The organism is Pseudarthrobacter raffinosi (assembly GCF_023913835.1).
Lineage (GTDB): Bacteria > Actinomycetota > Actinomycetes > Actinomycetales > Micrococcaceae > Arthrobacter > Arthrobacter raffinosi.
This window is the reverse complement of sequence record NZ_JAMXBG010000012.1, coordinates 1-24,885: the sequence shown is the minus strand read 5'-3', so window position 1 is coordinate 24,885 and position 24,885 is coordinate 1. Positions and strand designations below refer to the sequence as shown.

The following is a 24,885-nucleotide window of genomic DNA, read 5'->3' as shown; positions in this document are numbered from 1 at the left end:
ATTCCCTGCCGCGTCAGGATTCCTTGAGCCAGCCTGCTACTTCGGAGGCCCAGTAAGTCAGCACGGTGTTGGCGCCGGCCCGCTTGATGCCGAGGATGGATTCCGTGATGGCACCCCGCCGGTCAATCCAGCCGTTGGCGGCGGCGGCCTCGATCATCGCGTATTCACCCGAGATCTGGTAGGCCGAGACGGGCACGGGACTCATGGCGGCGACGTCGGCCAGGATATCCAGGTAGCTCATGGCCGGCTTCACCATCACCATGTCTGCGCCTTCCTCAAGATCCAGCTCCACCTCAAGGAGGGCTTCGCGGCGGTTGGCGGCGTCCATCTGATAGGTGCGGCGGTCGCCCTTGAGCTGCGAATCCACGGCTTCCCGGAAGGGACCGTAGAAGGCGGAGGCGTACTTGGCAGCGTAGGCCAGGATGACGGTGTTTTTGTGGCCGGATTCCTCAAGGGCCTGGCGGATCACGGCGATCTGGCCGTCCATCATGCCGGAGGGCCCCAGCACATGGGCGCCCGCGTCAGCCTGGGCCATGGCCATCTGGCCGTAGATCTCCAGCGTGGCGTCGTTGTCCACATAGCCATCGGCGTCCAGGACGCCGCAGTGGCCGTGGTCGGTGAATTCGTCCAGGCAGACATCGCCCATGATGACCAGGTCGTCGCCCACCTCGGCGCGGACGTCGCGGATGGCTTTATTGAGCACGCCGTCCGGGTCCAGGGAGGCGGTGCCGCGGGCATCGCGCACGGCGGGCACGCCAAAGAGCATGATGCCGCCGACGCCCAGTTCCACGGCTTCCGCGGCGGCGCGCTTTAGCGAGTCGGTGGTGTGCTGGACGACGCCGGGCATGGAGGTGATGGGCGACGGTTCGCTGAGGCCTTCGCGGATGAACGCGGGCAGGATCAGGTCGGCAGGCGCCAGGCGGTATTCGGCGGTGAGCCGGCGCATGGCGGGCGTGGTGCGGAGGCGGCGCGGGCGGTGGTTCGGAAAGCTCATCGGGTGTTCCCTTCGTTGGCAAATACGGTGCCCAGCGCGGCCACTATGCCGTCCGGGGTGGGGACTTGGGCGGTGGCGGCCACCGGGATGCCAAGGGCGGCAGCTTCTGCCGCCGTCGGGCGTCCGATGGCGATGAAACGGCAGCGGCCCAGCGGCAGGAGGGTCGCTGCAATGCGCCGCGCGGCGCTTGGCGAGGCGGCCACGACGGCGTCGAGCGTCCCGGCGTCGAGCTCCCTGCGGGTCTGCGACTGACTGAGCTCACGGGGAGCGAAAGCGTGGGAGATTCCGACGGCGGACGGCAGTTCCGCCTCCAGGCGGAGTTCTTGCCGGGCCGGGTAGTCCACGGTGTGGTAGGCCACAACTGCGGTGACGTCGGCACCCTTGGCTGCCAGGCCATCGCGCAGTTCAGGGGCCGCGATGTCGGCCTGTGGCAGCAGCACGCGCGCCGGCGCGGCGGTCCACAGTTCCACGAGCCCTTCGGCGGACTGGATATCCACCGGGGCCAGCGCCACAGGAATGCCCGCGGCCTCGAGGATCCGCCGGGAGGACGGTCCGATGGTGGCCACCCTCGTTCCCGCCGGCACCAGTCCGGCCGGCGTGGTGCCGCGCTCAACCGCTTTTTCCACGAGCACACGCACCGCGGTGATGCTGCTGACCACCAGCCAGTCGAAGCCCCCGGCCACCAGATCATCCAGCGCGGCATCGAGAGCCGACTGGTCCGCGGCCCGTTCAAAGTCGATGAGCGGCAAAAGCAACGGTTCGGCCCCCAGACCGCCGAGCAGCGCGGCCAGCGGCCCGGCACGGTCGGCGCTACGGGTGATCAGGACGCGCCGGCCACCCAGAGCGCCCGCCAGGTCATCAGGAGGCTGCAAGGTCCGCGATCTCCGCGGCGCCGGCAGCCAGCAGGAGCTCGGCCACCTCGATGCCGAGCAGCGTGGCACCAACCTCGGTGAGACCGTCGGTTGCCTTCTTTTCGCGCACAGTCTTGGTGCCGTCCACGGCGCACACCGCCGCCTCGAGGTACAGCATGCTGCCCTTGCGGTACGCGAAGGCACCCACGGGGGCGGCGCAGCCGGCCTCGAGGCGGGCCAGCACGGCACGCTCGGCGGTCACGGCGAGGCGGGTGTCCTCATCGTTGAGCGCGGCCAGGGCCTGCGCCAAAACACTCTGCGACCCCTCGGTGGAACCTGCCTTGCGCGGGGCGTCAGCCGTCCGGCATTCGATGGCCAGCGAACCCTGTCCGGGCGCCGGCAGCATCACGTCCATCTCGAAAAATTCGCTGACGGCGTCCAGGCGGCCGATGCGTTCCAGGCCTGCGGCGGCCAGTACGACGGCGTCCAGGTCACCCGGTGCGCCGGCGGCGTTTCCGGGCAGGCCGGGCACGCGGCCCAGACGGGTATCCACATTGCCGCGGATGTCCTGCACTTCCAGGTCAGGGCGGGCGGCACGCAACTGGGCAGCTCGGCGCGGAGAGCCGGTGCCCACCTTGGCGCCTTGAGGCAGATCAGCCAGCTTTAGGCCGTCGCGGGCGCACAGGACGTCCCGCACGTCCGCACGCTTGGGCGTTGCGGCGATGGTGAGGCCCGGCGCGGCGCCCGTGGGAAGGTCCTTGAGTGAGTGCACAGCGACATCGCAGGTGTCCTGCAGGAGGGCATCGCGCAGGGCGGCGACAAACACCCCGGTGCCGCCCATCTGGGACAGGGACCCTGTCCTGACGTCGCCCTCGGTGGTGATGTGCACCAGCTCCACGGGGAAGCCTCCGACGGCGGCCAGCTGGTCCGCCGTCTGCTGGGTCTGGGTCAGGGCGAGCTTGCTGGCCCTGGTTCCGATCCGTACGGTCACGGGGTTCCTTCTCTCCCGGGAGCGCCCGCAGATGCGCCCGGGTATGCGTCGTGTCCGGTGCCGACGGTGGTGTCGGCTCCGGCGATGGTGGGCTTTTCGCCGCGGAAGTTCGCGCAGCATCCCGGCCGGCAGACGTCGTACCAGGGGCCCAGTCCGGTCACGGCGGGCCGGTCGCTGATGTTGTTGGCGAGCGTCCGTTCGGAGATGAGGTCCACCAGGCCGTTCACAAACTTCCGGTGGTTGCCGGGGGTGGGTACACGCGTGGCAGCCAGGCCGAGGTTACGGCTGGTTTCCAGAGCTTCGGTGTCCAGGTCCCAGACAACTTCCATGTGGTCGCTGACAAAGCCCAGCGGGACGATGACGACGCCTTTGATGCCCTGGCCAGCCAGGTCGGCGATGGCGTCGTTGATGTCCGGTTCCAGCCAGGGCACGTGCGGCGCGCCCGAGCGGGATTGGTAGACGAGCGACCAGGGTGCGGTCAGGCCTGACTCGGCCTGCACTCGGCTGATGACTGCGGCGCCGGTGGCCAGGTGCTGGGCCACGTAGGCGGAACCTTCGTCGAACTCGCGCGGTTCGTCCGCAGACCGTCCGGCGGCCTCGGCATCCCGGGTGGGGATGGAGTGGGTGGCAAAAAGGATGTGCACGGGGGCGTCCGGTGTTCCCGCGGCCGCAAGCTGCGCCCGCACGTCCGCCAGCCCGGCTGCGGTGCCTTCGATGAAGGGCTCCACAAAGCCGGGGTGGTCGAAGTACTGGCGGACCTTGTCCACCTCAAGCCGGCCGTCCAGTCCTGTCTCCGTCAGGGCGATGCCGATGTCCTCGCGGTACTGGCGGCAACTGGAGTAACAGGAGTAGGCACTTGTGGTGACCATCAGCAGTTTGCGGTGGCCGGCGTCGTACGCGTCCTGCAGGGTCTGCGGAATGTAGGGGTCCCAGTTGCGGTTGCCCCACAGCACGGGAAGCTCAATGCCGCGGGCGCTGAGCTCCGCTTCCAGGGCTGCCTTGAGCTCGCGGTTTTGCTGGTTGATGGGGCTGATGCCGCCATTTGCCCGGTAGTGCCGGGAAACCTCTTCCAGCCGCTCGTCCGGGATGCCGCGGCCGCGGGTGACATTGCGTAGGAACGGGATGACGTCGTCCTGGCCTTCGGGCCCGCCAAAGGAGGCCAGCAGGACGCCGTCATAGTTTTTGGGCGCCATCCGGCCGGCTTCGGTGACCGGGTTGATTCCGGTGAGCACGGCGCCCGCCGCAGGATCGGGCTGGGTCATGCGAGGACCTCAGCGACCTCGGCTGCGGTGATGCGGCGGCCGGTGTAGAACGGGATTTCCTCCCGTACGTGGTTGCGTGCTTCGGTGGCGCGGAGGTGGCGCATGAGGTCCACGAGGTCCACCAGTTCTGGGGCTTCCAGTCCCAGGATCCATTCCCAGTCTCCCAGGGCGAAGGAGGATACCGTGTTGGAGATGACCTGCGGGAACTCCCGGCCCAGCATACCGTGGTCGCGCAGCATCTTGCCGCGTTCTTCCTCGGGCAGGATGTACCACTCATAGGAGCGCACGAACGGGTAGACGCAGAGCCATTCGGCCGGGGCCACACCGCGTGAGTAAGCGGGGGTGTGGTTCTTGGCGAACTCGGCTTCCCGGTGCACGCCCATGGCGGACCAGACAATCTCGGTTCCGGCGAAAAGCGTGCTGCGGCGGATGTCGCGGATGGCCTGCTGCAGCGCTTCGGGCTTCGGGCCGTGGAGCCACACCATGATGTCGGCGTCGGCGCGCATCGCGGAGACGTCGTAGCTGCCGCGGTGCGTCACGCCGGCCTCGGCCAGGCGGACCAACAGGGCATCGAAATCGGCGGCAGCATCAGCGCTGCGCACCAGTTCCTCGGACCGCTTGAAAACAGTCCAGAGAGTGAAGAACTGCTCGGCTGATTCTTCGGTTTTAGTGACAGATTCGGCAGAAGTGTGGCTCATGGTTACCAGTTTGCCCCTTCCCTACCGCCAAGTCGAAACCAGCGACTTCTACAAGACGTAGAAGTGCTCAATGTCACACGTTCGGCGAAGCGTGGGTTGTGAGCCAATCCGGCACTGAGGTCAGATCTGGCGGATCCGGGCAAAAAGGAGGCCAGCGGCTCCGGCGGACCCCACCAGTCCCACACCAAGCCAGACCTTCGCGGGTTCGGCGGCCGCGGCTGCTGCCGTGGCGGACGCCATGTTGTCCCGGCTGGCAGGCGCGTTTCCGTGGCGCCCCGGTCCCGAAACAGGCGTGGCGTTGGTGCTGTGGGTGTCCGTGGGCTGGTCCGCAGCAGGATCGGCTTCCTGCGTCGCGTCGGCTGGGGTGCCGGGCTGGCCGTTCGGCTGCGTGCCTGCCGCTGAACCTGCGGCATCCGGGGACGTGCTGAGCGGCGCCGGAGCGCTCGACGTCGGGACGGCACCTTGGGGAGCCGTGCCCTGCGGAGTGGTGCCCTGCGGCGCTGGGCTGGCAGATGTCGACGGAGCGGACGACGTCGGCGCAGTTGACGTGGGGGCCGTGGACGTGGGGGCGGGAGACGGTGTAGCCGTGGCCGTCGGAGTGGACGATCCTGAGGGGGCCGGAGTCGGTTCCGGTGAGGCTTTGGCCTGTCCGCCGGAACCGCCCAGGAGTCCATTCAGCAGGCCACCGACCCCGGCGAGGTCCCCGTCGGCCGCAACCTCGGCGGACCCTGGGGGTTCGGCGCTGCCGTCAGCCGCCTGGGATGCCGGCACGCCGGCGGACAGGACCAGTACCGCTCCGACGGCAGCCGCTGCAGCGCCACGCCGGAGTCCCCCATGGATACTGGTCCGGGAACGGGAAAATTCGGACCTGTAAATAACCATAGTTATCGACCCTAGCCACATCAGGGGGTGGATTGAAAACCGGAAACTGCACCCCGGAGTGGTCCCTTCAAGGCCCATATTCCACTGAACAGGAGCGATGGTCAGCTGAGCAGGCTGCGAATTTCTTTTCGGGTATCGGCCACCACGGCGGCGAGTCCGTTGCCGGCCACCCATCCGCCCACAATGCCGAGGCCAGCCTCTGCCGCGCAGAGCTTCCTGACCTCGGCCACCCGGGCTTTGTGTCCTACGGCCGCGAACGGCAGGGCCCCTTGCCACCTGACAACATCCCAGCCAACGACGTCGGTCCCCTGCACCGGGACGTCCAGCAGGGCCGAAGCGTCGTGCAAGGCAGCAGCCAGGAGTTCAGTGTCGGCGGCTGGGGCGGAGCCGCCGGTTTCTGCGGTCGCGGGTTCCGAGGCTTCCAGGCGGCCGTACGAGAGCCGCAGCACGTGCGTCCCGGGACCTGCCGCAGCGGCGAGCCAATCCCACTTGGCGGTTGCATGCGTGAGGGCTTTAGCCTGGATGCCCGGCGTTTGGGGGGCCACGAGGATCCCGGTGCCCCGCGGCCGGCGGTCAAGTTCGGGCAGGTCCACCACCAGGGTAACGAGCCGGACGTCCGGCCCGCTTTCGGGGCTCCTGCCGGCGAGGGCGGGTACGGCCGCCTGAAGCAGCCCCACTGCGGCCGGGCCGGGCAGCGCCACCACCAGCAGGCCGCCGTCGTACGCTGCGTCACCGGCGGTGACCCGCCACCCGTCCGGCGTCCGTTCGACGGCGTCCGCGGCTGTTCCACTCATCAGGGTGACCCCGCGGCTGCGGAGATCGCTGAGCAGGGCCGACACCAGGGTGTGCATCCCGCCGTTGAGGCCGGCGACGGCGGAACCCGCCTTCGCAACGGACGGCTGGGTGGAACCGCGCCGCTGGGCGGCCACCGCGGCTGCGAGGGAACCGTGCTCACGGATTCCGGCCCGGAGGCCGGGGGCCACCATGTCCACGTCCAGGAGTCCGGGGTCCGCGGAGTGCACGCCGCCCACCACCGGGGCTACGAGGCGGTCCAACACGCGGCGGCCCATCCGGGCCCGCACCAGCGCCGCGACGCTGGTGACGTCCGCCGACGCGCCGATCGACGCCGGCAGGTACTTGTCCAGCGACGCCCGCAGCGAACCCGCAAATCCGAGGGACCGCCTGACCTCCGGGTCCCAAGGGTTGGCGGGAATGCCCAGGACTCCGGTCTTGGGCAGTTCGCGGGGGCCGTCCGGAAGCTGCACCCAGGCGCCGCCCGGGCGGGGCGGCACAACGTTGCCGCCGAGTCCCAGTTCAGCAGCAAGGTCCGCCACGGCTGAGGAGCGTGTGGCGAAGGACTCTGCTCCGCTGTCCAGGGTGAGGCCGGCCACCACGTGGCTGCCCACGCAGCCGCCCCAGGATGCTGTGGCTTCCAGGACGGTGACGGTGCGTCCGGCAGCTGCCAGCTCGCGTGCGGCCAGCAGGCCGGAGATGCCGCCGCCCAGGACGACGGCGGTCTGGGCCGGTGTCACGGAACTGCTCACGGTCCTACTCCGGGGAAATGGAGTGGATGAGTTCTACAACGCGGGTCAGGACCGTGGGGTCGGTTTCCGGCGGCACCCCGTGTCCAAGGTTGAGCACGTGGCCCGGCGCAGAAGCGCCGGCCGCAATGACCGCACGGACATGGGCTTCCAGCACGTCCCACGGCGCGGACAGCAGCGCGGGGTCGATGTTGCCCTGCAGCGGCACCGTTCCGCCCAGGCGCCGGTTGGCCTCATCCAGCGGAAGGCGGTAATCCACGCCCACCACGTCCACGCCGACGTCGCGCATGGCAACAAGCAGTTCGGAGGTTCCGGTACCAAAGTGGATCAGCGGCGCGCCGAGGTGGCGGACATGATCCAGCGCACGGGCCGAGGCCGGTGCCACGAACTTGGTGTAGTCGGCCAGGCCCAGCGATCCAGCCCAGGAGTCAAACAGCTGTCCGGCGGAGGCGCCGGCTTCCAGCTGGGCGCGGAGGAACATCCCCGAGGCGTCGGCGGCCCAGTTGGCCAGCGCCGTCCAGGTTTCCGGGTCCGCGTGCATCATGGTGCGCGGGCCCAGGTGGTCACGGGAGGGCTTGCCCTCCACCATGTAGGCGGCGAGGGTGAACGGGGCACCGGCAAAGCCGATCAGCGGGGTTTTGCCCAGCTCGGCGACGGTCAGCCGCACGGCTTCGCGGATCGGTTCCAGCGCTTCCCAGGTCAGCTGGGGCAGGGCAGCAACGTCTGCAGCCGTGCGCACCGGTTTGTCCAGCACGGGGCCCACGCCCGGCACAATGTCCACGCCGACGCCGGCGAGCTTGAGCGGAATGACGATGTCGGAGAAGAAAATGGCAGCGTCCACGTCATGGCGCCGGACGGGCTGCAGCGTAATCTCGGCCGCGAGCTCGGGCCGCAGGCAGGAATCCAGCATGGCCACGCCGTCGCGCACCTTCAGGTATTCCGGCAGGGAGCGTCCGGCCTGGCGCATGAACCACACCGGCCGCCGTGAAGGCTTGCCGCCACGGTAAGCGGTGATGAGCGGCGAATCTGCGGTGCGGCCGTCCATCAGCGGATGGCCGGCAGCAAGGGCTCTGTCGTTAGACGGGACACTAGACACGGCATTGGACACGGCGGAGCTGGAAGTCATGCCTTTGATTGTGCCCAAAATCGGCCCTAAAAGATAACGACAGCCTGTCACCTGGAGCCGCCCAGGACGCACCGTGGCAGGAATCACGGCCCTTCGCCGCCCGTTGCCGTTGGGCGGGTTGTTCTACCGGGCTACGAAAAAGCTATGATTGATCTGCTGTGGTTCTTTTTTCATTGGTGGCTACACACGCCGACATCGACCTTGAGACCGTTGCTCAACTGAGCAACGGTGCTTCCGGGATCGCTATATCCGCACTCTCCGGATCGCCGGCAGTGACGGGTGCGGTGGTGCTTGCCACCTGCAACCGGTACGAAATCTACGGTGAAGCGCCCCACGCTGACGATGTTGAGGCTGCCCGGGCGGCCCTCGTGTCCGAGATCAGCGGCCTCAGCGGACTCAACGAACAGCTCGTGTCTCGCTCCTTCAGCACACGCACCGGCCCCGAAGTCAGCCAACACCTTTTCGCCGTCAGCGCCGGGCTGGACTCCGCCGTCGTGGGTGAACGTGAAATTGCCGGCCAGGTCCGCCGCGCACTCATCACTGCCCAGCACGAGGGCACTGCCAGCTCCGGCCTGGTGCGCCTCTTCCAGGCCGCCTCCAAAACGGCCAAGGACGTCGGGGCGCAGACCGCCCTCGGCTCCAGGGGCCTGTCCATCGTTTCAGTGGCACTGGATCTGGCCACCGATCTTTCCGAGAGCCACGACTGGTCAGCGAAGAAGGCGGTGGTGTTCGGCACAGGCGCCTACGCCGGCGCCACCATGGCGCTGCTCCGCGAACGGGGCTGCACCGACATCTCCGTGTTCTCCTCCTCGGGCCGTGCCGAAGCGTTCGTCGCCACCCGCGGCGGAACAGCGTTGGACAGCGAATCCTTGCCGGTAGCCGTGGCCGCGGCCGACGTCATGATCGGCTGCAGCGGCTCCGACACCCGGGTCGAGGCCGGCGAACTTGCCGAGATCCGCGCCGGGTCTCCCCAGCCGCTGATCGCCATTGACCTCGCCCTCACCCATGATTTTGACCCGGAAGTCGGCCAGCTCGACGGCGTTGAGCTGCTTACGCTCGAATCCGTGCGTTTGGCGGCACCCCAGGAACAGGCCGAGTCACTGAACCAGGCCAGCGGCATTGTGTCCGGCGCTGCCCGGGCTTTCGAACAGGAACGGGAAGCGCGCTCGGTGGATTCCGCCATCGTGGCGCTCCGCCGGCACACCATGAACGTCCTGGACGCGGAGATGGAGCGCGTCCGTGCCCGCCACGGCTGCACGGCCGCCGCCGAGGAAGTGGAGTTCGCCCTCCGCCGGATGGTCAAGCAGCTGCTGCACGTTCCCACCGTCCGTGCCCGTGAGCTCGCCGCCAACGGCCAGCAGGACGACTACGTGTCCGCGCTCGAAACCCTGTACGGCATCACCGTGGAGCAGCCGGCCACGGCAGCGCAGGCGGAGTGCCCCGTGGACCACCGGGGCCTCGAAACCGCCTGACCCGCCCGGTCAGTAGACCGGCTTCTGCGGTTCCACGTCGCGCACCCAGGCCAGGATTCCGCCGTCGAGGTGGCTGACCCGCTGGTAGCCGGCCTTCCGCGCAGCCTCCAGCACTTTAGCTGACCGGGTGCCGGCCTTGCAGTGGAACACAATGTCCTTGTCCTGCGGAAGTTCCGCCCAGGCCTCCCCCGCGAGGATCCTGCCCTGCGGGATCAGCACCGAGCCGTCGATGCTCACGATGTCGTGTTCGCCGGTTTCCCTGACGTCCACCAGCTCGAAGTCCTTCAGGCCTGCCTTCCGGGATGCCAGCATGGTGGCCAGCTGGGTGGCCGTCACGGTGTGCTCGATGTCCGCGGCCGCGGCCGGGGTGATGCCGCAGAAGGCTTCGTAGTCCGTCAGCTCCGTAATGGGTTCGGCCGCCGGGTCCTTGGACACCCGGATCTCGCGCCAGCTGCCGCCCAGCGCGTCAAACAGTGCCACCCGGCCCAGGAGTGAACGCCCGACGCCGGTGATCAGCTTGACTGCCTCGGTCACCATGAGTGATCCCACAGCTGCGCAGAGCATGCCGAAGACGCCGCCCTCGCCGCAGGAGGGCACGGATCCGGCCGGCGGAGCCTCCGGATAGAGGTCCCGGTAGGTGGGTCCGTGCTTTTCCCAGAACACGCTGACCTGGCCGTCGAAGCGGAAGATCGAGCCCCACACATAGGGCTTGCCGAGGATGGCGGCGGCATCGTTGACCAGGTAGCGGGTGGCGAAGTTGTCCGCCCCGTCCAGGATCAGGTCGTAGTCCGCGAACAGCTCCAGTGCATTAGTGGCATCCAGCCTGACGTTGTGCAGCCGGACCTCCACGAGCGGGTTCAGAGCCGTGATGGCGTCCCGCGCGGATTCGATCTTGGGCCGTCCTACGTCGGTGACGCCGTGGATCACCTGGCGCTGCAGGTTGCTGAGGTCAACGTCGTCGTCGTCGATGATTCCCAGGGTTCCCACGCCCGCTGCCGCCAGGTAGAGCAGCGCCGGCGAGCCCAGTCCCCCGGCACCGATGACCAGCACCTTGGCGTTCTTCAGCCGGCGCTGCCCCACCGCTCCGATTTCGGGAATGATGAGGTGCCGAGAGTAGCGTTCCACCTCGGCCGGCGTCAGTTCACCGGCGGGCTCCACGAGCGGGTTAAGCGAGACAGAGGAATCATTTGCGGTCAAAGTCGAAGCCATACTTCAATGTATGCCCCGAGATGCCGCACGGTCATATTACCGCGCAGTATTGTGTAGGTAACGGCAAGGGAAAGTAGGGCAACTGTGGTCCATGAAGCACGGGCTGACCGGGCGTCCGGCGGGGAACCGCCAACACCTCAACGCACTACAGGGCAGCGCTCCGCCCGGCTTCCCCGGGACGAGCGCCGGGCGCAGCTCCTCGCGGCGGCCCAGGAGGTTTTTGTCGCCAATGGATACCACGGCGCCGCCATGGATGAAATCGCCGAAACGGCCCATGTCAGCAAACCGGTGCTGTACCAGCACTTCCCGTCCAAACGCGAGTTGTATCTTGCCCTGCTGGACAGCCATCTCGCGTCGCTGACGGACCTGATGCTCGGCGCGCTGAGCTCCACAACCGACAATGACGAACGTGTCCAGGCGGTTATGCGCGCTTACTACCGCTTTATCGCCAGCGACGACCAAGCCCACCGCCTGGTCTTCGAATCGGACCTCATCAACGATCCCGATGTCAGTTCACGCCTCGAGACATTCAACAAGACGTTCGCGGACGCCGTTGCCCGCGTGATTGCCGAGGACACCAAGCTGCCCCAGCTGGAGGCGCAGCTCCTGGGCCGCGGCCTGGCCGGTATGGCCCAGGTCAGCGCGCGGTATTGGCTTGAAACGGACGGGAACCTGGACCTCGATGTGGCCAGCGACCTCATTTACCGTTTAGCTTGGCGCGGAATCTCACGCTTCCCCAAAGAGTCCTAGACTACAAATGAGAGAACCCAAGAAACTTTGATTGGCTGGGAGGCCCCCTGTTGGAAATTAAGATCGGCATTCAGAACATCGGCCGCGAAATCGTCCTGGAATCGGCTCAGGATGCTGAGGCTGTAGCCACGGTCGTTGAAGAAGCCATCACCAAGGGCACCGACCTCCGCCTCAAGGACGACAAGGGACGCATCATCATCGTTCCCGGCAACGCCCTGGGCTACGTGGAAATCGGCGCCGAAGAGGCCCGCAAGGTCGGTTTCGGCCAGTTCTAGCACGTCCGTGGCCAGCCGCTTTGGCGGCTGGCCACTGCTTTCCGAGGAGATTCCATGCTTTCGCTGACCATCGTTGTCCTGGTCACTGTGGCCGCAGGCTTTGTTGTCTGGGCCAATGACAAGCGCCATACCCGGTACGGGACGGGGTTGCCCGCAGGGGTCGCCGTTGTGGTGGGCGCGGTCAGCTGGACCATCTTCATGGCGGCAGGTCTTGGCTACCAGCCGGGCCTGACGTGGATTCCCTGGGTCCTGCCCATGGCGCTCGGCACCGTCGCTGCCATCGGGACGGTCATCTACCTGGGACGGACGCGCCAAAGCCACGATGCGCAGCGGCTGACGCAGGCGCTCAAACTGTAGTTCGGGCTCGTTTCTTAAGTACCGGTGACCACCACCCAGCAGGGTGGTGGTCACCGTCGTTTAACCCACCGGTTGGGCAGTGGCGCCGAGCCGGGCTGCAGCAGCACTCACAGCCGCCGCAGCAGCGGCATCCCGCTCCGTGACCTCGCCGCCGGCGTCGTGGGAGGTGTAGCGGAGATGCACCTTGTTGTAGCGCCATTCAAGGTCCGGATGGTGGTTCTGCTCTTCCGCCAGGCGTCCGACGGCGGCAATCAGCTCCAGTGCGGCTGCCGCCGTCGGCGTCTTATAGACAGCGACCAGCCCGCCCAGCCGGTACTGCCAGCCGGGCAGCGCGGCGAGGACGGCGTTGATCCGCTCGCGCGTGAGTGTGTCTTTCCTGCCGGCCACAGGGGCCTCCTTGGCTCGTCTGGTGAGCCCGCCCCGGCGTTTGATCGACGGCGCCTGGCCTGGGGAAGCCGGCCTAGAGAAACTCTGCCCGGCCTTCCAAGGCCGATGACGCCAGGGCGTGCTCGCGGCGCGGAATCCTGCCGGCCGCTTTCGCCAGCCTACCGGCGATGACGGCGTGTTTGAAGGCCTCCCCCATAAGTGCCGGGTTCTGCGCACGCGTGACCGCGGTGGCCAGCAGCACGGCATCACAGCCAAGCTCCATGGCCAGTGCGGCGTCGGATGCCGTGCCGATGCCGGCGTCCAGCACCACGGGCACCGAGGCGCGCGAGACGATCAGTTCGATGTTGTGTGGATTCAGGATTCCCAGGCCGGTGCCGATAGGCGCTCCGAGCGGCATGACCGCGGTGGCACCCAGGTTTTCCAGCCGCAGGGCCAGGACCGGGTCATCGTTGGTGTAGGCGAACACTTTGAAGCCCCGGTTTACCAGCTGTTCCGTGGCGTCCACGAGCTCCACGGCGTCCGGCAGCAGCGTCTGTTCGTCGGCGATGACTTCCAGCTTGAGCCAGTCGGTTTCCAGCGCTTCGCGGGCGAGTTCCGCCGTCATGACCGCGTCCCGGGCGGTGAAGCAGCCTGCGGTGTTGGGCAGGATCCGGATCCCGCGGTCCACCAGGAGCTGGAAAAGGGACCCAGATTCGGCCGGCGAATAGCGCCGCATGGCCACCGTGGTCAGTTCGGTTCCGGACGCCAACAGGGCAGCGCCCAGCCCGTCCAAGCTCGGGGCTCCCCCGGTGCCCATGATGAGGCGGGAGCCGAGCTCGACGCCGTCGATGACCAGCCTGTCGGCGGCCTCGGGCGAGTTCTGTGTGCTGATATTGCTGGTTACTGTCATGGTGTCAGCCTCCCTGGACTGCTGTGACCAGTTCGACGTCGTCACCTTCGGCGAGCGCCGTGACGAACCACTGGCTGCGGGGTACTACTTCGGAGTTATGGGCGACGGCGACGCCGAGTTTCTGCCCGTCTGTTGCCTGGCCGTTGGCTGCAAGCGGACGGCCTGTGATCTGGCTGATGAGGGTGGTGATGGAGGCGTCGTCCGCCACGGAATGGCGCGAGCCGTTGAGGGTGATGTTCATGCTGATTCCTTCTGTGGGTCGAGGTCCTTCATGCTGCTGATGTCCTTGGGTGGGGACTGTGTGCCGGCTACGTGGTGCTTTCCTGAAAAGCGGGCCGGGCTGAGGGCCCCCCATCGAGGATCCGTCCGGCCGTCCAGCAGGTCCCGGCAGATGGCCGCCGCCGCCGGCGCAAGCAGCACTCCGTGGCGGAAGAACCCGGTGGCAACGATCAGCCCGGCAACGTTCCCCGCGTTCCCCCTCCCTGGTGCGGAAACCGGTACGCGGCCGAGGAGAGGTGCGTTGTCCGGGGTCGCCGGCCTTGCCCGGGCCGTGCATTCCAGGAGTTCAAGCTCCGAGACGGCCGGCACCAGGACTTGGGCGTCACGCAGCAACTGATAGACGCCGCCGGCCGAGACAGCGGCGTCGCCCGTCCCTGCGAGGGCATCCTCTCGCTGCGTAGCCCCGATCACCACCGTGCCGTCCTGCCGGGGAACGATGTAGACCGGCACACCATGGACCATTCCGCGGACAGTGGAGGTGAGGAGCTGGCGCAGGTGCCGCGGAACAGCCAGCCGCAGGATGTCACCGTAGACGGGCCGCAGGGGCAGGTGCAGTCCAACCGGGAGGCCATCCAGCGACCCCGCCTGCAATCCGTTGGCCACGATGGTCTCCCCGGCCTGGACGCTTCCGCCGTGGGCGAGCCTCGCCCCGCTGACACGGCCGTCCTCCCAAAGAAGGGAAGCAGCCCGTTGGTCAACGGCGAATCCCCCGCGGGCACCTGCCACGGCTGTTCCTGCTCCCGGTTCGTGGATGGCCAGGACTTCCTGGAGGCACGCCACCAGCTTCCGTGGATCCACCTGGTGGTCGGCGGGGATGTCCAGGGCGCAGGATATGGCCGGGCTGAGCAGGGATTCCCTGGTCCTGGCCTCACGGACAGTCAGGGGTTCCACCACCAGGCCGCTGGCCTGCTGCACGGCCCGGAGGTCCATCAGCGCCCGGCGGTCCGCAGCGTCCGCGCCGATGGCGAGGGTCGGCGTCGTCAGATATCCGGTATCGCCAGCCCCGGCCAGGGCGAGGTCCGCCGCAAAGGCAGGCCACAGGCCGGAAGATGCAAGCATCAGCTCAAGGAGGTCTTCCTCCTGGTAATGCAGTTCGCTCACAGGGGCCAGCATGCCGGCGGCTGCCCAGCTGGCGCCGTTGCCGGGCGCGTCATCGATCAGCACGACGGAACGGCCGGATCGTCGGGCCTCCCAGGCTACGGCGTGGCCGATGACTCCGCCGCCGATGACTGCCACGTCGGCATGCAGGACGGCGGCGGTGCTGGCTGGTGCAGGCCCAGGTGGGCTGCTTATTGCGGGGGGCATATGTTCCTTCCCTACGCCGGTACTAGCCGGATCAGGTCAAGCGGTCGGCTCTGACGCCCTCTCAGCCCGGCCGCTTTGTGACGGCTGCAACGGGCTCCCGCAGTACCCGCCCAGTTTAGGGGACTTAGGCTGGTTTCCATGAACGCGCAATCCTTCGCCGCTGCAGGCACGCCCTCCGCCCCCTCCGCCGCTCCCGAATCCTTGACCGGAACAGACCCCGCCGGCGGCACAAACACCGGCCTCCCGCACAGCGTCAAGCTGTACCTGTGCACCGACGCGCGCCGGGACCGCGGGGACTTTGGCGAGTTTGTGGACGCGGCGTTTGCCGGCGGCGTGGACATCATCCAGCTCCGGGACAAGGCCATCGAGGCAGCCGAGGAGCTGGAGCTGCTGGCCGTGCTTCAGGCCGCGGCCGAACGCCACGGAAAGCTGTGGGCAGTCAATGACCGTGCCGATATCGCGCTGCTGTCCGGCGCCCCCGTCTTCCACATCGGGCAGAAGGATCTGCCGGTCGCTTCCGCCCGCACGCTGCTCGGGGCACCAGCCGCGATCGGCCTTTCCACGCACACCGCCGAGCAGATCGAAGGGGCCATCCGGCTGTCCGGTGGGCTGACTGACCAAGGCGGCCTGGACTACTTCTGCGTAGGACCGGTCTGGGCCACGCCGACGAAACCGGGCCGGGCCGCCGTCGGCCTTGACCTGGTGCGGTACGCGGCCGAAGCCGTCCGCGCTGCCGGTGGCACCCAGGCCACGCTGCCCTGGTTTGCCATCGGAGGCATCGATCTCGGCAACGTGGAGCAGGTGGTGGAGGCCGGCGCCGGCAGGATTGTTGTGGTGCGTGCCATCACCGAAGCCTCGGACCCCGCAGCGGCGGCCGTGGCACTTCTGGCGGCCCTGGACGCCGGCGCATCCTGACAATCCACCGCGTGGCGTGCGGCGGGCGTGCACGATCCGTGGAAATCGAGCTAACCTGATTTTCGTGTCACATCATAGGTTGGCCCCCAATGTCCACGAGCAGACGAACGACCTCGCGGCGGCGCTGAGCGCCCTGCGGACCGAGCTGGAACTGCCGGGGCCCTACCCGGCGGAGGCGGTCCGGGACGCGGAAGCGGCAGTGGCCGCGCACGAGTTGCCGGGTGCTGACCTGACGGAAGTGGCGTTCCTCACTATCGATCCGGCGTCGTCCACTGACCTGGACCAGGCGCTGTTCATCGAGCGTGCGGGCACTGGCTACCGGGTGCTTTACGCCATCGCTGACGTGCCGTCCTTTGTCCGCCCTGGAGGCGGACTGGACGCAGAGACCCGGCGCCGCGGCCAGACGTTCTACGCCCCTGACGGCCGTATCCCGCTGCACCCGGAAGTCATCAGCGAAGGGGCAGGCAGCCTTCTGGCCGGCCAGCTGTGTTCCGCCTACGTCTGGGAGTTCGGGCTGAACGACGCCGCGCAGGTCTCCACTGTGAGCGTCCAGAGGGCCACCATCCGGAGCCGGGCCAAGCTGAGCTACAAGGGAGTCCAGGCCGAATTCGACGCCGGGACGGCCGGCCCTGTCCTGCAGCTCCTGAAGGAAGTGGGCCTCAAGCGCGTTGAACTGGAGCGGCAGCGTGGCGGCGCCAGCCTGAACATGCCCGAGCAGGAAATCGTGCAGCTGCCCGACGGCGGCTACCGGATTGCCGCGGCGCCGCAGCTTCCGGTGGAGGACTGGAACGCCCAGATCTCCCTGATGACGGGGATGGCGGCGGCAGACCTGATGCTGGCGGGAGAAGTGGGCATCCTGCGCACCATGCCCGCCCCGGACGAGCGCTCCCTGCGTCACTTCCGTCTCCAGACTGAGGCATTGGGCAAGCCGTGGGACGGCAAGATCAGCTACGGCGAATACCTCCGCAGCCTTGACCCGACCGAACCCCGGCAACTGGCCATCCTGCACTCCGCCGGCATGCTGTTCCGCGGTGCCAGCTACACGGCGTTCGACGGCACAGTCCCGAAAGACGCCATCCAGTCCGCCATCGGCGCTGCCTATGCCCACACCACGGCACCGCTCCGGCGTCTGATCGACCGTTTTGTCCTGGTGATCTGCGAAGCCCTGAGCAATGGCAAGCCTGTACCGGCCTGGGCTCGGGAAGCCCTGCCGTCCCTGCCGGAGATCATGGCCGGATCCGACCAGCTGGCATCGCGGATGGAACGCATGGCGCTGGATACCGTGGAGGCCGCACTCCTGGTCAACCATGTGGGCCAGGAGTTCGAGGCGATCGTGATTTCCGGCTCCAAGCCGCAGAAGGACAACGGCAACGGGAAAAACGGCAACGGCACCAAGAACGGAGCCGCAAAAAATGGAAACGGCCCCTCGGGGATCATCCAGATCGCCGAACCCGCCGTGACGGCCCGGTGCGGCGGCGACCTGGAATCCGGCACCAAAGTGCGGGTCCGCCTGATCTCGTCCGATATCGCCGCCCGCGAGGTCCACTTCGAGCTGCTGGCCTGAACGATTTCCGCGCTGCCTGATCGGCCCAAAGCCGGGATTCAGGGTCCGTGCGGCTAGACTGAAGAAGTAGATATGGATGCCCGGTCGTTGATTTCCTTGATTTGAATTCAACAAGCCCGCCCCTACGCGATCTTGAGATGCACCCGTTGGTCACCAGTGCCAGCATTTTGATAGCCCGCGATCGGCTTCCACTGGATTTGCTTGCGCGCTTCGAGCGTGCTCCGGAACGGCCACTTTGGCCGGCCCGTTGAGCAGGCAGCGCCAATGCCCGAATGAATAAGGAAACTCCCCTGTGAGTGAATTGCATACCCACCAGATCCTGACTGACGACTCCGGCATCGAGACGATCGAACCTGAAGAAACCATCATCTCGGACGAGAAGCCGCACGAGATCGAGGAGAAATCCTTCGCTGACTACAACGTCCGCGCCGACATCGTGGAGTCCCTCGCCGACGCCGGGATCACCCACCCCTTCCCCATCCAGGCCATGACCCTGCCGGTGGCGCTTTCGGGCCACGACATCATCGGGCAGGCCAAGACCGGCACCGGCAAGACCCTCGGCTTCGGCATTCCCGCGCTGCAGCGCGTGGTGGGTCCGGACGACGCCGGCTACGACAAGCTCGCCGTTCCGGGTGCACCGCAGGCCCTGGTTATCGTGCCCACGCGCGAGCTGGCCGTCCAGGTGGCCAATGATCTCCAGAACGCTTCCCGCAAGCGGAACGCCCGTATCACCACCATCTACGGCGGCCGTGCCTACGAGCCCCAGGTGGAGGCCCTGCAGAACGGCGTCGAGGTAGTTGTCGGTACTCCCGGCCGCCTCATCGACCTCTACAAGCAGAAGCACCTGGTCCTGAAGAACGTCAAGATGGTCATCCTTGACGAGGCCGACGAAATGCTGGACCTCGGCTTCCTGCCGGACGTGGAAACCCTCATCGCCGGTACCCCTGCAGTCCGCCAGACCCTGCTGTTCTCTGCCACCATGCCCGGCCCGGTCATCGCCATGGCCCGCCGCTACATGACGCAGCCCACCCACATCCGGGCCGCTGATCCGGACGACGAGGGCCTCACCAAGCGCGACATCCGTCAGCTCATCTACCGTGCGCACAGCATGGACAAGATCGAGGTCGTTGCCCGCATCCTGCAGGCACGCGGCCGCGGCCGGACCATCATTTTCACCAAAACCAAGCGCACCGCCGCGAAGGTTGCCGAGGAGCTCGTGGACCGCGGCTTCGCCGCCGCCGCCATCCACGGTGACCTGGGCCAGGGCGCCCGCGAGCAGGCGCTCCGTGCCTTCCGCAACAACAAGGTGGACGTCCTGGTGGCCACTGACGTCGCCGCCCGCGGCATCGACGTCGACGACGTCACGCACGTCATCAACTACCAGTGCGTTGAAGACGAAAAGATCTACCTGCACCGGGTGGGCCGCACCGGCCGCGCCGGCAACAAGGGCACAGCAGTGACCTTCGTTGACTGGGACGACATGCCGCGCTGGGGCCTGATCAACAAGGCCCTGGGACTCAGCGTTCCGGAGCCCGTGGAAACGTACTCCTCGTCGCCGCACCTGTACGAAGAGCTGGACATCCCGGAAGGCACCAAGGGCCGCCTGCCCCGCAACAAGCGCGTGCTGGCCGGCGTCGACGCCGAGGTCCTCGAGGACCTGGGCGAGACCGGCAAAAAGAACACCCGTCCCAGCGGCGCCCGTGATGGCGGGCGCGACAACAGCCGCGACGCCGGCCGCTCCGGTGCTCGCGACAGCAGCAGCCGCCGCACCAGCGAGCCCGGCGGACGCTCCGGTGACCGCCGTCGTCGTACCTCTGATGCGGCGACCGCCGGCACCAGCCCTGCCCCCGAACCGGTTGCTGCGGCTCCGGCCGAAGGCGAAGTGGACCCCCGTGCCCGCCGCAGCCGGACCCGCACCCGCCGCCGCAACGGCGAAGTGGTGGCCGGTGCCGACAACGGCCCGCAGCAGCGCAGCACCGAGGCATAACAGCCTCGATGACTGACACCGTCTGGGCGCCGGACGGCAGCAACCTGGTGGTTCACGCGGACAACGCGGAGTTCCTCCCCTCGCTGCCGGACGGCGCCTTCACCTTGATATACGTTGACCCGCCGTTCAACACCGGCAGGGTCCAGAAGCGCCAGGAAACCCGGATGGTGCTGAACACCGACGGTGACGGCGACCGCGTGGGCTTCAAGGGGCGTTCCTACGACACCATCAAGGGCGCCCTGCACCGGTACGATGACGCCTTCAGTGACTACTGGTCATTCCTGGAACCCCGGCTCGTGGAGGCCTGGCGGCTGCTGGCTGACGACGGCACGCTGTACCTCCACCTGGATTACCGGGAGGTCCATTACGCCAAGGTGATGCTTGACGCGATCTTCGGCCGGGAATGCTTCCTCAATGAGATCATCTGGGCCTACGACTACGGTGCCCGCGCCAAGTACCGCTGGCCCACCAAGCACGACAATATCCTCGTGTACGTCAAGAACCCGGCGAAATACCACTTCGACAACGCCGAGGTGGACCGCGAGCCGTACATGGCGCCGGGCCTGGTGACACCGGCGAAGCGGGAGCTCGGGAAGCTGCCCACCGACGTCTGGTGGCACACCATCGTCTCCCCCACAGGCAAGGAAAAAACCGGCTACCCCACGCAGAAGCCCGAGGGCCTCATCCGCCGTGTGGTGTCGGCGTCAAGCCGGCCCGGTGACTGGTGCCTGGACTTCTTCGCCGGTTCCGGAACCCTTGGCGCCGTGGCGGCCAAACTGGACCGGAAGTTCGTGTGTGTGGACCAGAACCAGCCGGCCATCGATGTGATGGCCAAGCGGCTGGGCGCCAAGGCAACCTTTACGTCGTTCCCGCCCAACTGATCACGCACGCACCACAGCGGTTCCCGTGCCGAGTTCCTCAATCCGCGCCAGCACATCCGCGGTGGTCAGGTTTTCTCCCAGCAGGTTCGGTTTGCCCGCTCCGTGGTAATCCGACGAGCCGGTGATCAGCAGCCCGTGCTTGGCTGCCAGGCCCCTGAGGAATTCCCGCCCCTCCTCGGGGTTGTCGCGGTGGTCGATCTCCAGGCCGGCCAGGCCGGCGTCGATCATGTCGCGGTAGGTGCGCTCCCCCACGATCCGGCCCCGGCCGGACGCCACGGGATGCGCGAACACGGGAACACCACCAGCGGCACGGACCAGTTCGACGGCGGTGGCGGGGTCGGGCGCGTAGTGCTGGACAAAGTAGCGCGAATGGGACGTCAGGATGGACGTGAACGCCTCCGAGCGGTCTGCCACCACACCGGCCGCCACCAAGGCATCAGCGATGTGCGGCCGGCCCAGCGTAGCCCCGGGAGCCACATGGTGGATGACGTCGTCCCACGTCAGCGGGTAGTCTTCGGCGAGCAGGGTCACCATGCGTTCGGCCCGGGTTAGGCGTGCGTCCTTGGCCTTGGTGATCTCTTCAAGCAGCCCAGGGTGGGCAGGATCGTGCAGGTAACTCAGCAGATGCACACTGATGCCTTGCGCGGTCCGGCAGGAGACCTCCATGCCGGGGACCAGGGCCACCCCGTTTTCCAGCGCCGCGAGGGATGCTTCGGCCCAGCCGTCCGTGGAGTCGTGATCGGTCAGCGCCACCACGTCCAGGCCCGCCCGGGCAGCCGAAGCCATCACGTCGGCGGGGGTTTCGGTGCCGTCCGAAACGTTCGAGTGGGCATGCAGGTCAATCCTCACTTGCCCAGCCTAGTTGACCGCGTCCGCGCCGGTATTGGCCCCCGGCTCGGTGCTGGTGAGACGATGGTGCCGTGAACGATGCCGAAAACACCCCGACCTCTGTCTCCCAGCCCCTCGACGAGCGCGTCAACAACCGCTCTCAGCGGCCCAGTTCCGCTGCTTTCAAGGCCTTTATGGCGAGTAACTGGGCGCCGTCCGGGCAGCACGTACCAGCGCTCGACGCCGTGGCCAACTACGCCGCGGCCCGGCGCAAGGCCATCTCAGAGAAGTTCAAAGGCGAACGCCTGGTCATCCCCGCCGGTCCGCTGAAGGTCCGCTCCAACGACTGCGACTACCGGTTCCGTCCGCATTCCGGCTTCGCGCATCTCACCGGACTGGGCCTGGATCATGAGCCGGATGCCGTGCTCATTCTGGAACCGGCCGGTGAAGGAAAGGGCGACGGCGGCAGTCACCACCGTGCCACGCTGTACTTCCGTCCGCTGGCCGGCCGGGATACCGAACAGTTCTACGCTGACTCCCGTTCCGGCGAGTTCTGGATCGGTACACGGCCCACCCTGGCCGAGTTCGAAGCGCGCCTGGGCCTGGCCACAGCCCACATCGATGGACTTGAATCGGCGATCACCAAGAACGTGGGTGCCCCGGAGATCGGCGGCATCTCCATCCGACTGGTTCGCAAGGTGGACGAGAACATCGACGCCCTGGTGGATACTGCCCGGTACAACACTGCCAAGGACCCGGACAACCTGGATCTGGCTGTCCTGGATGCACTGGATGAAAAGCTTTCCGAAGCGCTGTCTGAACTCCGCCTCCTGAAGGATGAGTGGGAAATCGAACAGATGATGACTGCAGTAGCTGCGACTGTCGAGGGCTTCGTGGAGGTAGTTAAGGCCCTGCCCCGCGCCTTGACCCATGCCCGCGGCGAGCGCGTGGTGGAAGGCGCGTTCTTTGCCCGTGCCCGCGAGGTAGGCAACGAACTCGGCTACGACACCATCGCCGCCGCCGGCAACAACGCCACAGTCCTGCACTGGACGCGGAACACCGGTAGGATCAACGCCGGCGAACTGCTGCTGCTGGACGCCGGCGTTGAAGCGGACTCGCTCTACACCGCCGACGTCACGCGGACCCTGCCAGTCAACGGCACGTTCACCCCAGTCCAGCGCAAGGTCTACGAGGCGGTCCTGGATGCTGCCGACGCCGGATTCGCCGCTGCCCAGCCAGGTGCCAGGTTCCGGGACATCCACACCGCGGCCACCAATGTGTTGGCGGAACGTCTAGCCGAGTGGGGGCTGCTCCCGGTGAGTGTCGAGGAAGCCGTCAGCACGGAAGGCCAGCAGCACCGCCGCTGGATGCCGCACGGCACCAGTCACCACCTTGGCCTGGATGTCCACGACTGCGCCCAGGCAAAGCGCGAACTGTACCTCGACGGCATCCTGACGGAGGGCATGGTCTTCACCATCGAACCCGGCCTGTACTTCAAGAACGAGGACCTGGCCATCCCGGCGGAGTACCGCGGCATCGGGGTGCGGATCGAGGACGACATTCTCATGACGGCCGATGGTCCGGTGAACCTCAGCGCCGCGCTGCCCCGCAAGGCCGACGACGTCCAGTCCTGGATGGCAGGCATCTACCAGGAGCTGGACGGTGGTTTGGCAAGCGGAGACTTCCGCTAGATGAGTAATTCCGATTGTCTGCGGCGGTGTGGAGGCTTTTAAAGTCAGGCGGAGAGTGTTAAACCTGTGATGTCTCGAAACATCGGTGACAGTTCTGCCTCAGGACAATGGTGACACTCCATGTCTCCGGACATCGGTGACGGTCCCCTGTCTGCGGCTATTTTCGGAAGCGGGCGCGTGCCTTGCTGATGCCCATGTAGGCAGTGCCTTCCGGGGGCCAGAGGTACTCCACGATGATTTCCCCCTCGGTGCTGACGAAGACGATACCCTCGGCGTCCCAGTCGGCGATGACGATGCGGCCGCCCATCGCCGTGGTCAAGGAGAACAGTGTTCTGCCGATGTTGACGACGCCGTTGGGATAGACCCGCAGTTTTCGGCTGCCAGTGGTTGCCGGATGGGCGATGCTGCCGGTGATCGTGCTTAATGCCGCCTCCGGAGGTGCTTCTGGTTGCTGGTTCATTGAGATACTCCCGGCCGCGTCGCCGGCGGGGTCGGGCGCTGCTTCGACGGCACCCACCAGCGGGAACACCGGGCCTGGGCCCTGGGGCTCGGGAAGAACCGGAACGGGTTTCGGCCTCGGCGCCTCGGCGATGACCGTGGCGTCCCAGGACTGCTGCGGGGTGATGCGCCCCGGCAGTCCCTGATGCGGGCGCTCGGTGTTGTAGATCTGGTCGAAACGGTCGACCTGGGCCTGCAGCTCTGCGTGGGACCGGGCGAAGGGCTGCTTGTCCAGCCACCTGAACAGGGTTTGATGGAACCGCTCGTTCTTGCCCTGGGTGGTCGGCTTGTACGGTTTGCCGGTAATCGGCTCGACGCCGAGCGAGGTCACGTAGGTGACCAGCTGTCCTTCCCATCCGCGGCGTGAGGGATTTAGGGCCACTCCGTTGTCGGTGAGGATCCTTTGAGGTACCCCGCGGGCGGCGATGCCCTTCTTGACGACCGTCAGGGCCGCCTCGCTAGTTTCCCCGCCCGCCACGTGGGTGGCCAATGCGAGGCGGGAATGGTCGTCCTGCAGCTGGAAGATCACGCACTTGCGTCCGCCGCTGAGGACGTATTCGGTGGCGTCCAGCTGCCAGCAGGCGTTCGGGGCGGGGTAGACGAACCGGCGGTATGCGGCCCGGGGCTTCTTCTTTGGTTCGAGCCGTGCCACGTTCTTTTCCCGGAAGATCCGTGCCAGGGAGGCCACGGACGGGGCCTGCATTTTCAGGGACACCATCTTGTCGTGCACGCTGATCGGCCCGTGGTCCAGTCCGGAGGATTCCAGGGCGGCACGCACGTTCAGCGCTTCTTGTTTGAGGGCCTCGGTGAGTTTCGTGGGCGAGGTCTTCGGGCGGCGTGAGCGCGGCTCCAGGGCTGCGGCCTGGCCCTCGTTCCGTGCCCTGGCACGGATCGCGTAGAACGTCTTGCGGGTGATGCCATGCTCGACGCAGAACGAGGTGACGGACCCGCGCGGCGCGTCATCGGGCCACTGGGCGATCGCAAGGCGGATACGGGCATCGACAGGCTCATTCTTATTCACCAGTCATTCTTCATGCCCCGCGCCCTGCCGCTCAAAGCCGCGTTAACCCTCTGGAAGTGTCACCACCAAGAAAGGCCGAAGTGTCACTATTGTCCTGAGGCAGAACTGTCACCGATGTCCTGCGACATAACAGGAGAGTGTTAAACCCGGTATGTGAACCCCGAACTAAACACTCTCCTGACCACACTCTATGTCCTTCTCACCGACCGTGTCCTGCCTGATCTTGGCGTGT

The 24,885-nt window shown here is 67.0% G+C and carries 24 protein-coding genes and 1 riboswitch; of the genes, 9 read left to right on the top strand and 15 right to left on the bottom strand.

The window, feature by feature from the left end:
- Nucleotides 1-13 precede the first annotated feature (13 nt).
- The 8 genes from hemB to hemE form a co-directional block, all read right to left on the bottom strand.
- Complete coding sequence (gene hemB / locus NG697_RS12925; protein ID WP_252614436.1) at nt 14-994, bottom strand: porphobilinogen synthase; 981 nt, start codon at nt 992-994, stop codon at nt 14-16.
- Nucleotides 991-1,866 (bottom strand): uroporphyrinogen-III synthase, encoded by an 876-nt coding sequence (locus NG697_RS12920; RefSeq protein WP_252609021.1) that lies wholly within the window; start codon nt 1,864-1,866, stop codon nt 991-993. The genes hemB and NG697_RS12920 overlap by 4 nt, the downstream gene beginning before the upstream one ends.
- Nucleotides 1,853-2,836, bottom strand: a complete 984-nt coding sequence (gene hemC, locus NG697_RS12915) for a hydroxymethylbilane synthase (protein WP_252598273.1) — start codon at nt 2,834-2,836, stop codon at nt 1,853-1,855. The genes NG697_RS12920 and hemC overlap by 14 nt, the downstream gene beginning before the upstream one ends.
- Nucleotides 2,833-4,098 (bottom strand): ferrochelatase, encoded by a 1,266-nt coding sequence (locus NG697_RS12910; RefSeq protein ID WP_252598274.1) that lies wholly within the window; start codon nt 4,096-4,098, stop codon nt 2,833-2,835. Before NG697_RS12910 ends, hemC begins: the two co-directional genes overlap by 4 nt.
- Nucleotides 4,095-4,796, bottom strand: a complete 702-nt coding sequence (gene hemQ, locus NG697_RS12905) for a hydrogen peroxide-dependent heme synthase (RefSeq protein WP_252598275.1) — start codon at nt 4,794-4,796, stop codon at nt 4,095-4,097. Before hemQ ends, NG697_RS12910 begins: the two co-directional genes overlap by 4 nt.
- A gap of 120 nt (nt 4,797-4,916) precedes the next feature.
- The gene (locus NG697_RS12900) at nt 4,917-5,678 is read right to left on the bottom strand and encodes a hypothetical protein (protein ID WP_252609017.1); all 762 of its coding nucleotides are present in this window, start codon (nt 5,676-5,678) and stop codon (nt 4,917-4,919) included.
- Nucleotides 5,679-5,779: 101 nt separating this feature from the next.
- On the bottom strand, nt 5,780-7,222 hold the full coding sequence (gene hemG, locus NG697_RS12895) for a protoporphyrinogen oxidase (RefSeq protein ID WP_252614435.1): 1,443 nt from the start codon (nt 7,220-7,222) through the stop codon (nt 5,780-5,782).
- A 4-nt stretch (nt 7,223-7,226) separates the two neighbouring features.
- Entirely contained in the window at nt 7,227-8,345 is a 1,119-nt protein-coding gene (gene hemE / locus NG697_RS12890) for a uroporphyrinogen decarboxylase (RefSeq protein ID WP_252614434.1), read from the bottom strand.
- A gap of 158 nt (nt 8,346-8,503) precedes the next feature.
- Here hemE and NG697_RS12885 point away from each other — a divergent pair, with 158 nt between their 5' ends.
- Nucleotides 8,504-9,817 (top strand): glutamyl-tRNA reductase, encoded by a 1,314-nt coding sequence (locus NG697_RS12885; RefSeq protein WP_252614433.1) that lies wholly within the window; start codon nt 8,504-8,506, stop codon nt 9,815-9,817.
- Between the two features lie 9 nt (nt 9,818-9,826).
- Here NG697_RS12885 and moeB read toward each other — a convergent pair whose 3' ends face one another.
- Nucleotides 9,827-11,026 carry a molybdopterin-synthase adenylyltransferase MoeB gene (gene moeB, locus NG697_RS12880; protein ID WP_252614432.1) on the bottom strand — a complete coding sequence of 400 codons (1,200 nt, stop codon included), beginning with the start codon at nt 11,024-11,026 and terminating at the stop codon, nt 9,827-9,829.
- 84 nt (nt 11,027-11,110) lie between these two features.
- On the opposite strand from moeB, the gene NG697_RS12875 reads away from it, so the two are divergent.
- From NG697_RS12875 to NG697_RS12865, 3 genes are read left to right on the top strand one after another with little or no spacing between them, the layout of a single operon-like run.
- On the top strand, nt 11,111-11,776 hold the full coding sequence (locus NG697_RS12875; RefSeq protein ID WP_252614431.1) for a TetR/AcrR family transcriptional regulator: 666 nt from the start codon (nt 11,111-11,113) through the stop codon (nt 11,774-11,776).
- Nucleotides 11,777-11,826: 50 nt separating this feature from the next.
- Complete coding sequence (locus NG697_RS12870) at nt 11,827-12,051, top strand: DUF3107 domain-containing protein (protein ID WP_252614430.1); 225 nt, start codon at nt 11,827-11,829, stop codon at nt 12,049-12,051.
- 54 nt (nt 12,052-12,105) lie between these two features.
- The gene (locus tag NG697_RS12865) at nt 12,106-12,408 is read left to right on the top strand and encodes a hypothetical protein (protein WP_252598283.1); all 303 of its coding nucleotides are present in this window, start codon (nt 12,106-12,108) and stop codon (nt 12,406-12,408) included.
- 60 nt (nt 12,409-12,468) lie between these two features.
- On the opposite strand, the gene NG697_RS12860 is transcribed toward NG697_RS12865, so the two are convergent.
- The 4 genes from NG697_RS12860 to thiO form a co-directional block, all read right to left on the bottom strand.
- The gene (locus NG697_RS12860) at nt 12,469-12,795 is read right to left on the bottom strand and encodes a 4a-hydroxytetrahydrobiopterin dehydratase (RefSeq protein ID WP_252614429.1); all 327 of its coding nucleotides are present in this window, start codon (nt 12,793-12,795) and stop codon (nt 12,469-12,471) included.
- 73 nt (nt 12,796-12,868) lie between these two features.
- Complete coding sequence (locus tag NG697_RS12855; protein WP_256472965.1) at nt 12,869-13,684, bottom strand: thiazole synthase; 816 nt, start codon at nt 13,682-13,684, stop codon at nt 12,869-12,871.
- 4 nt (nt 13,685-13,688) lie between these two features.
- Nucleotides 13,689-13,925 (bottom strand): sulfur carrier protein ThiS, encoded by a 237-nt coding sequence (gene thiS, locus NG697_RS12850; protein WP_058931870.1) that lies wholly within the window; start codon nt 13,923-13,925, stop codon nt 13,689-13,691.
- Nucleotides 13,922-15,268 carry a glycine oxidase ThiO gene (thiO, locus tag NG697_RS12845; RefSeq protein WP_252614428.1) on the bottom strand — a complete coding sequence of 449 codons (1,347 nt, stop codon included), beginning with the start codon at nt 15,266-15,268 and terminating at the stop codon, nt 13,922-13,924. Before thiO ends, thiS begins: the two co-directional genes overlap by 4 nt.
- Nucleotides 15,259-15,379, bottom strand: a riboswitch (TPP riboswitch). Its footprint overlaps the gene before it by 10 nt.
- Before the next feature lie 27 nt (nt 15,380-15,406).
- On the opposite strand from thiO, the gene thiE reads away from it, so the two are divergent.
- The 4 genes from thiE (at nt 15,407) to NG697_RS12825 (ending at nt 20,615) form a co-directional block, all read left to right on the top strand.
- The gene (gene thiE, locus NG697_RS12840) at nt 15,407-16,183 is read left to right on the top strand and encodes a thiamine phosphate synthase (protein WP_252598286.1); all 777 of its coding nucleotides are present in this window, start codon (nt 15,407-15,409) and stop codon (nt 16,181-16,183) included.
- A gap of 64 nt (nt 16,184-16,247) precedes the next feature.
- Nucleotides 16,248-17,747 carry an RNB domain-containing ribonuclease gene (locus tag NG697_RS12835; protein ID WP_252598287.1) on the top strand — a complete coding sequence of 500 codons (1,500 nt, stop codon included), beginning with the start codon at nt 16,248-16,250 and terminating at the stop codon, nt 17,745-17,747.
- A gap of 292 nt (nt 17,748-18,039) precedes the next feature.
- A complete protein-coding gene (locus NG697_RS12830; protein ID WP_252598288.1) occupies nt 18,040-19,734 on the top strand; it encodes a DEAD/DEAH box helicase in 1,695 nt (564 codons plus the stop codon).
- Between the two features lie 8 nt (nt 19,735-19,742).
- Nucleotides 19,743-20,615, top strand: a complete 873-nt coding sequence (locus NG697_RS12825) for a DNA-methyltransferase (RefSeq protein WP_104062147.1) — start codon at nt 19,743-19,745, stop codon at nt 20,613-20,615.
- On the opposite strand, the gene NG697_RS12820 is transcribed toward NG697_RS12825, so the two are convergent.
- Nucleotides 20,616-21,464: a PHP domain-containing protein gene (locus NG697_RS12820; protein WP_252614427.1), complete on the bottom strand. Its 849-nt coding sequence runs from the start codon at nt 21,462-21,464 to the stop codon at nt 20,616-20,618.
- Between the two features lie 71 nt (nt 21,465-21,535).
- Between NG697_RS12820 and NG697_RS12815 the strand changes: the two genes are divergently transcribed.
- On the top strand, nt 21,536-23,134 hold the full coding sequence (locus NG697_RS12815) for an aminopeptidase P family protein (protein WP_252614426.1): 1,599 nt from the start codon (nt 21,536-21,538) through the stop codon (nt 23,132-23,134).
- A gap of 157 nt (nt 23,135-23,291) precedes the next feature.
- Here NG697_RS12815 and NG697_RS12810 read toward each other — a convergent pair whose 3' ends face one another.
- A complete protein-coding gene (locus tag NG697_RS12810; RefSeq protein ID WP_445260450.1) occupies nt 23,292-24,653 on the bottom strand; it encodes an integrase core domain-containing protein in 1,362 nt (453 codons plus the stop codon).
- Nucleotides 24,654-24,885: the final 232 nt, after the last annotated feature.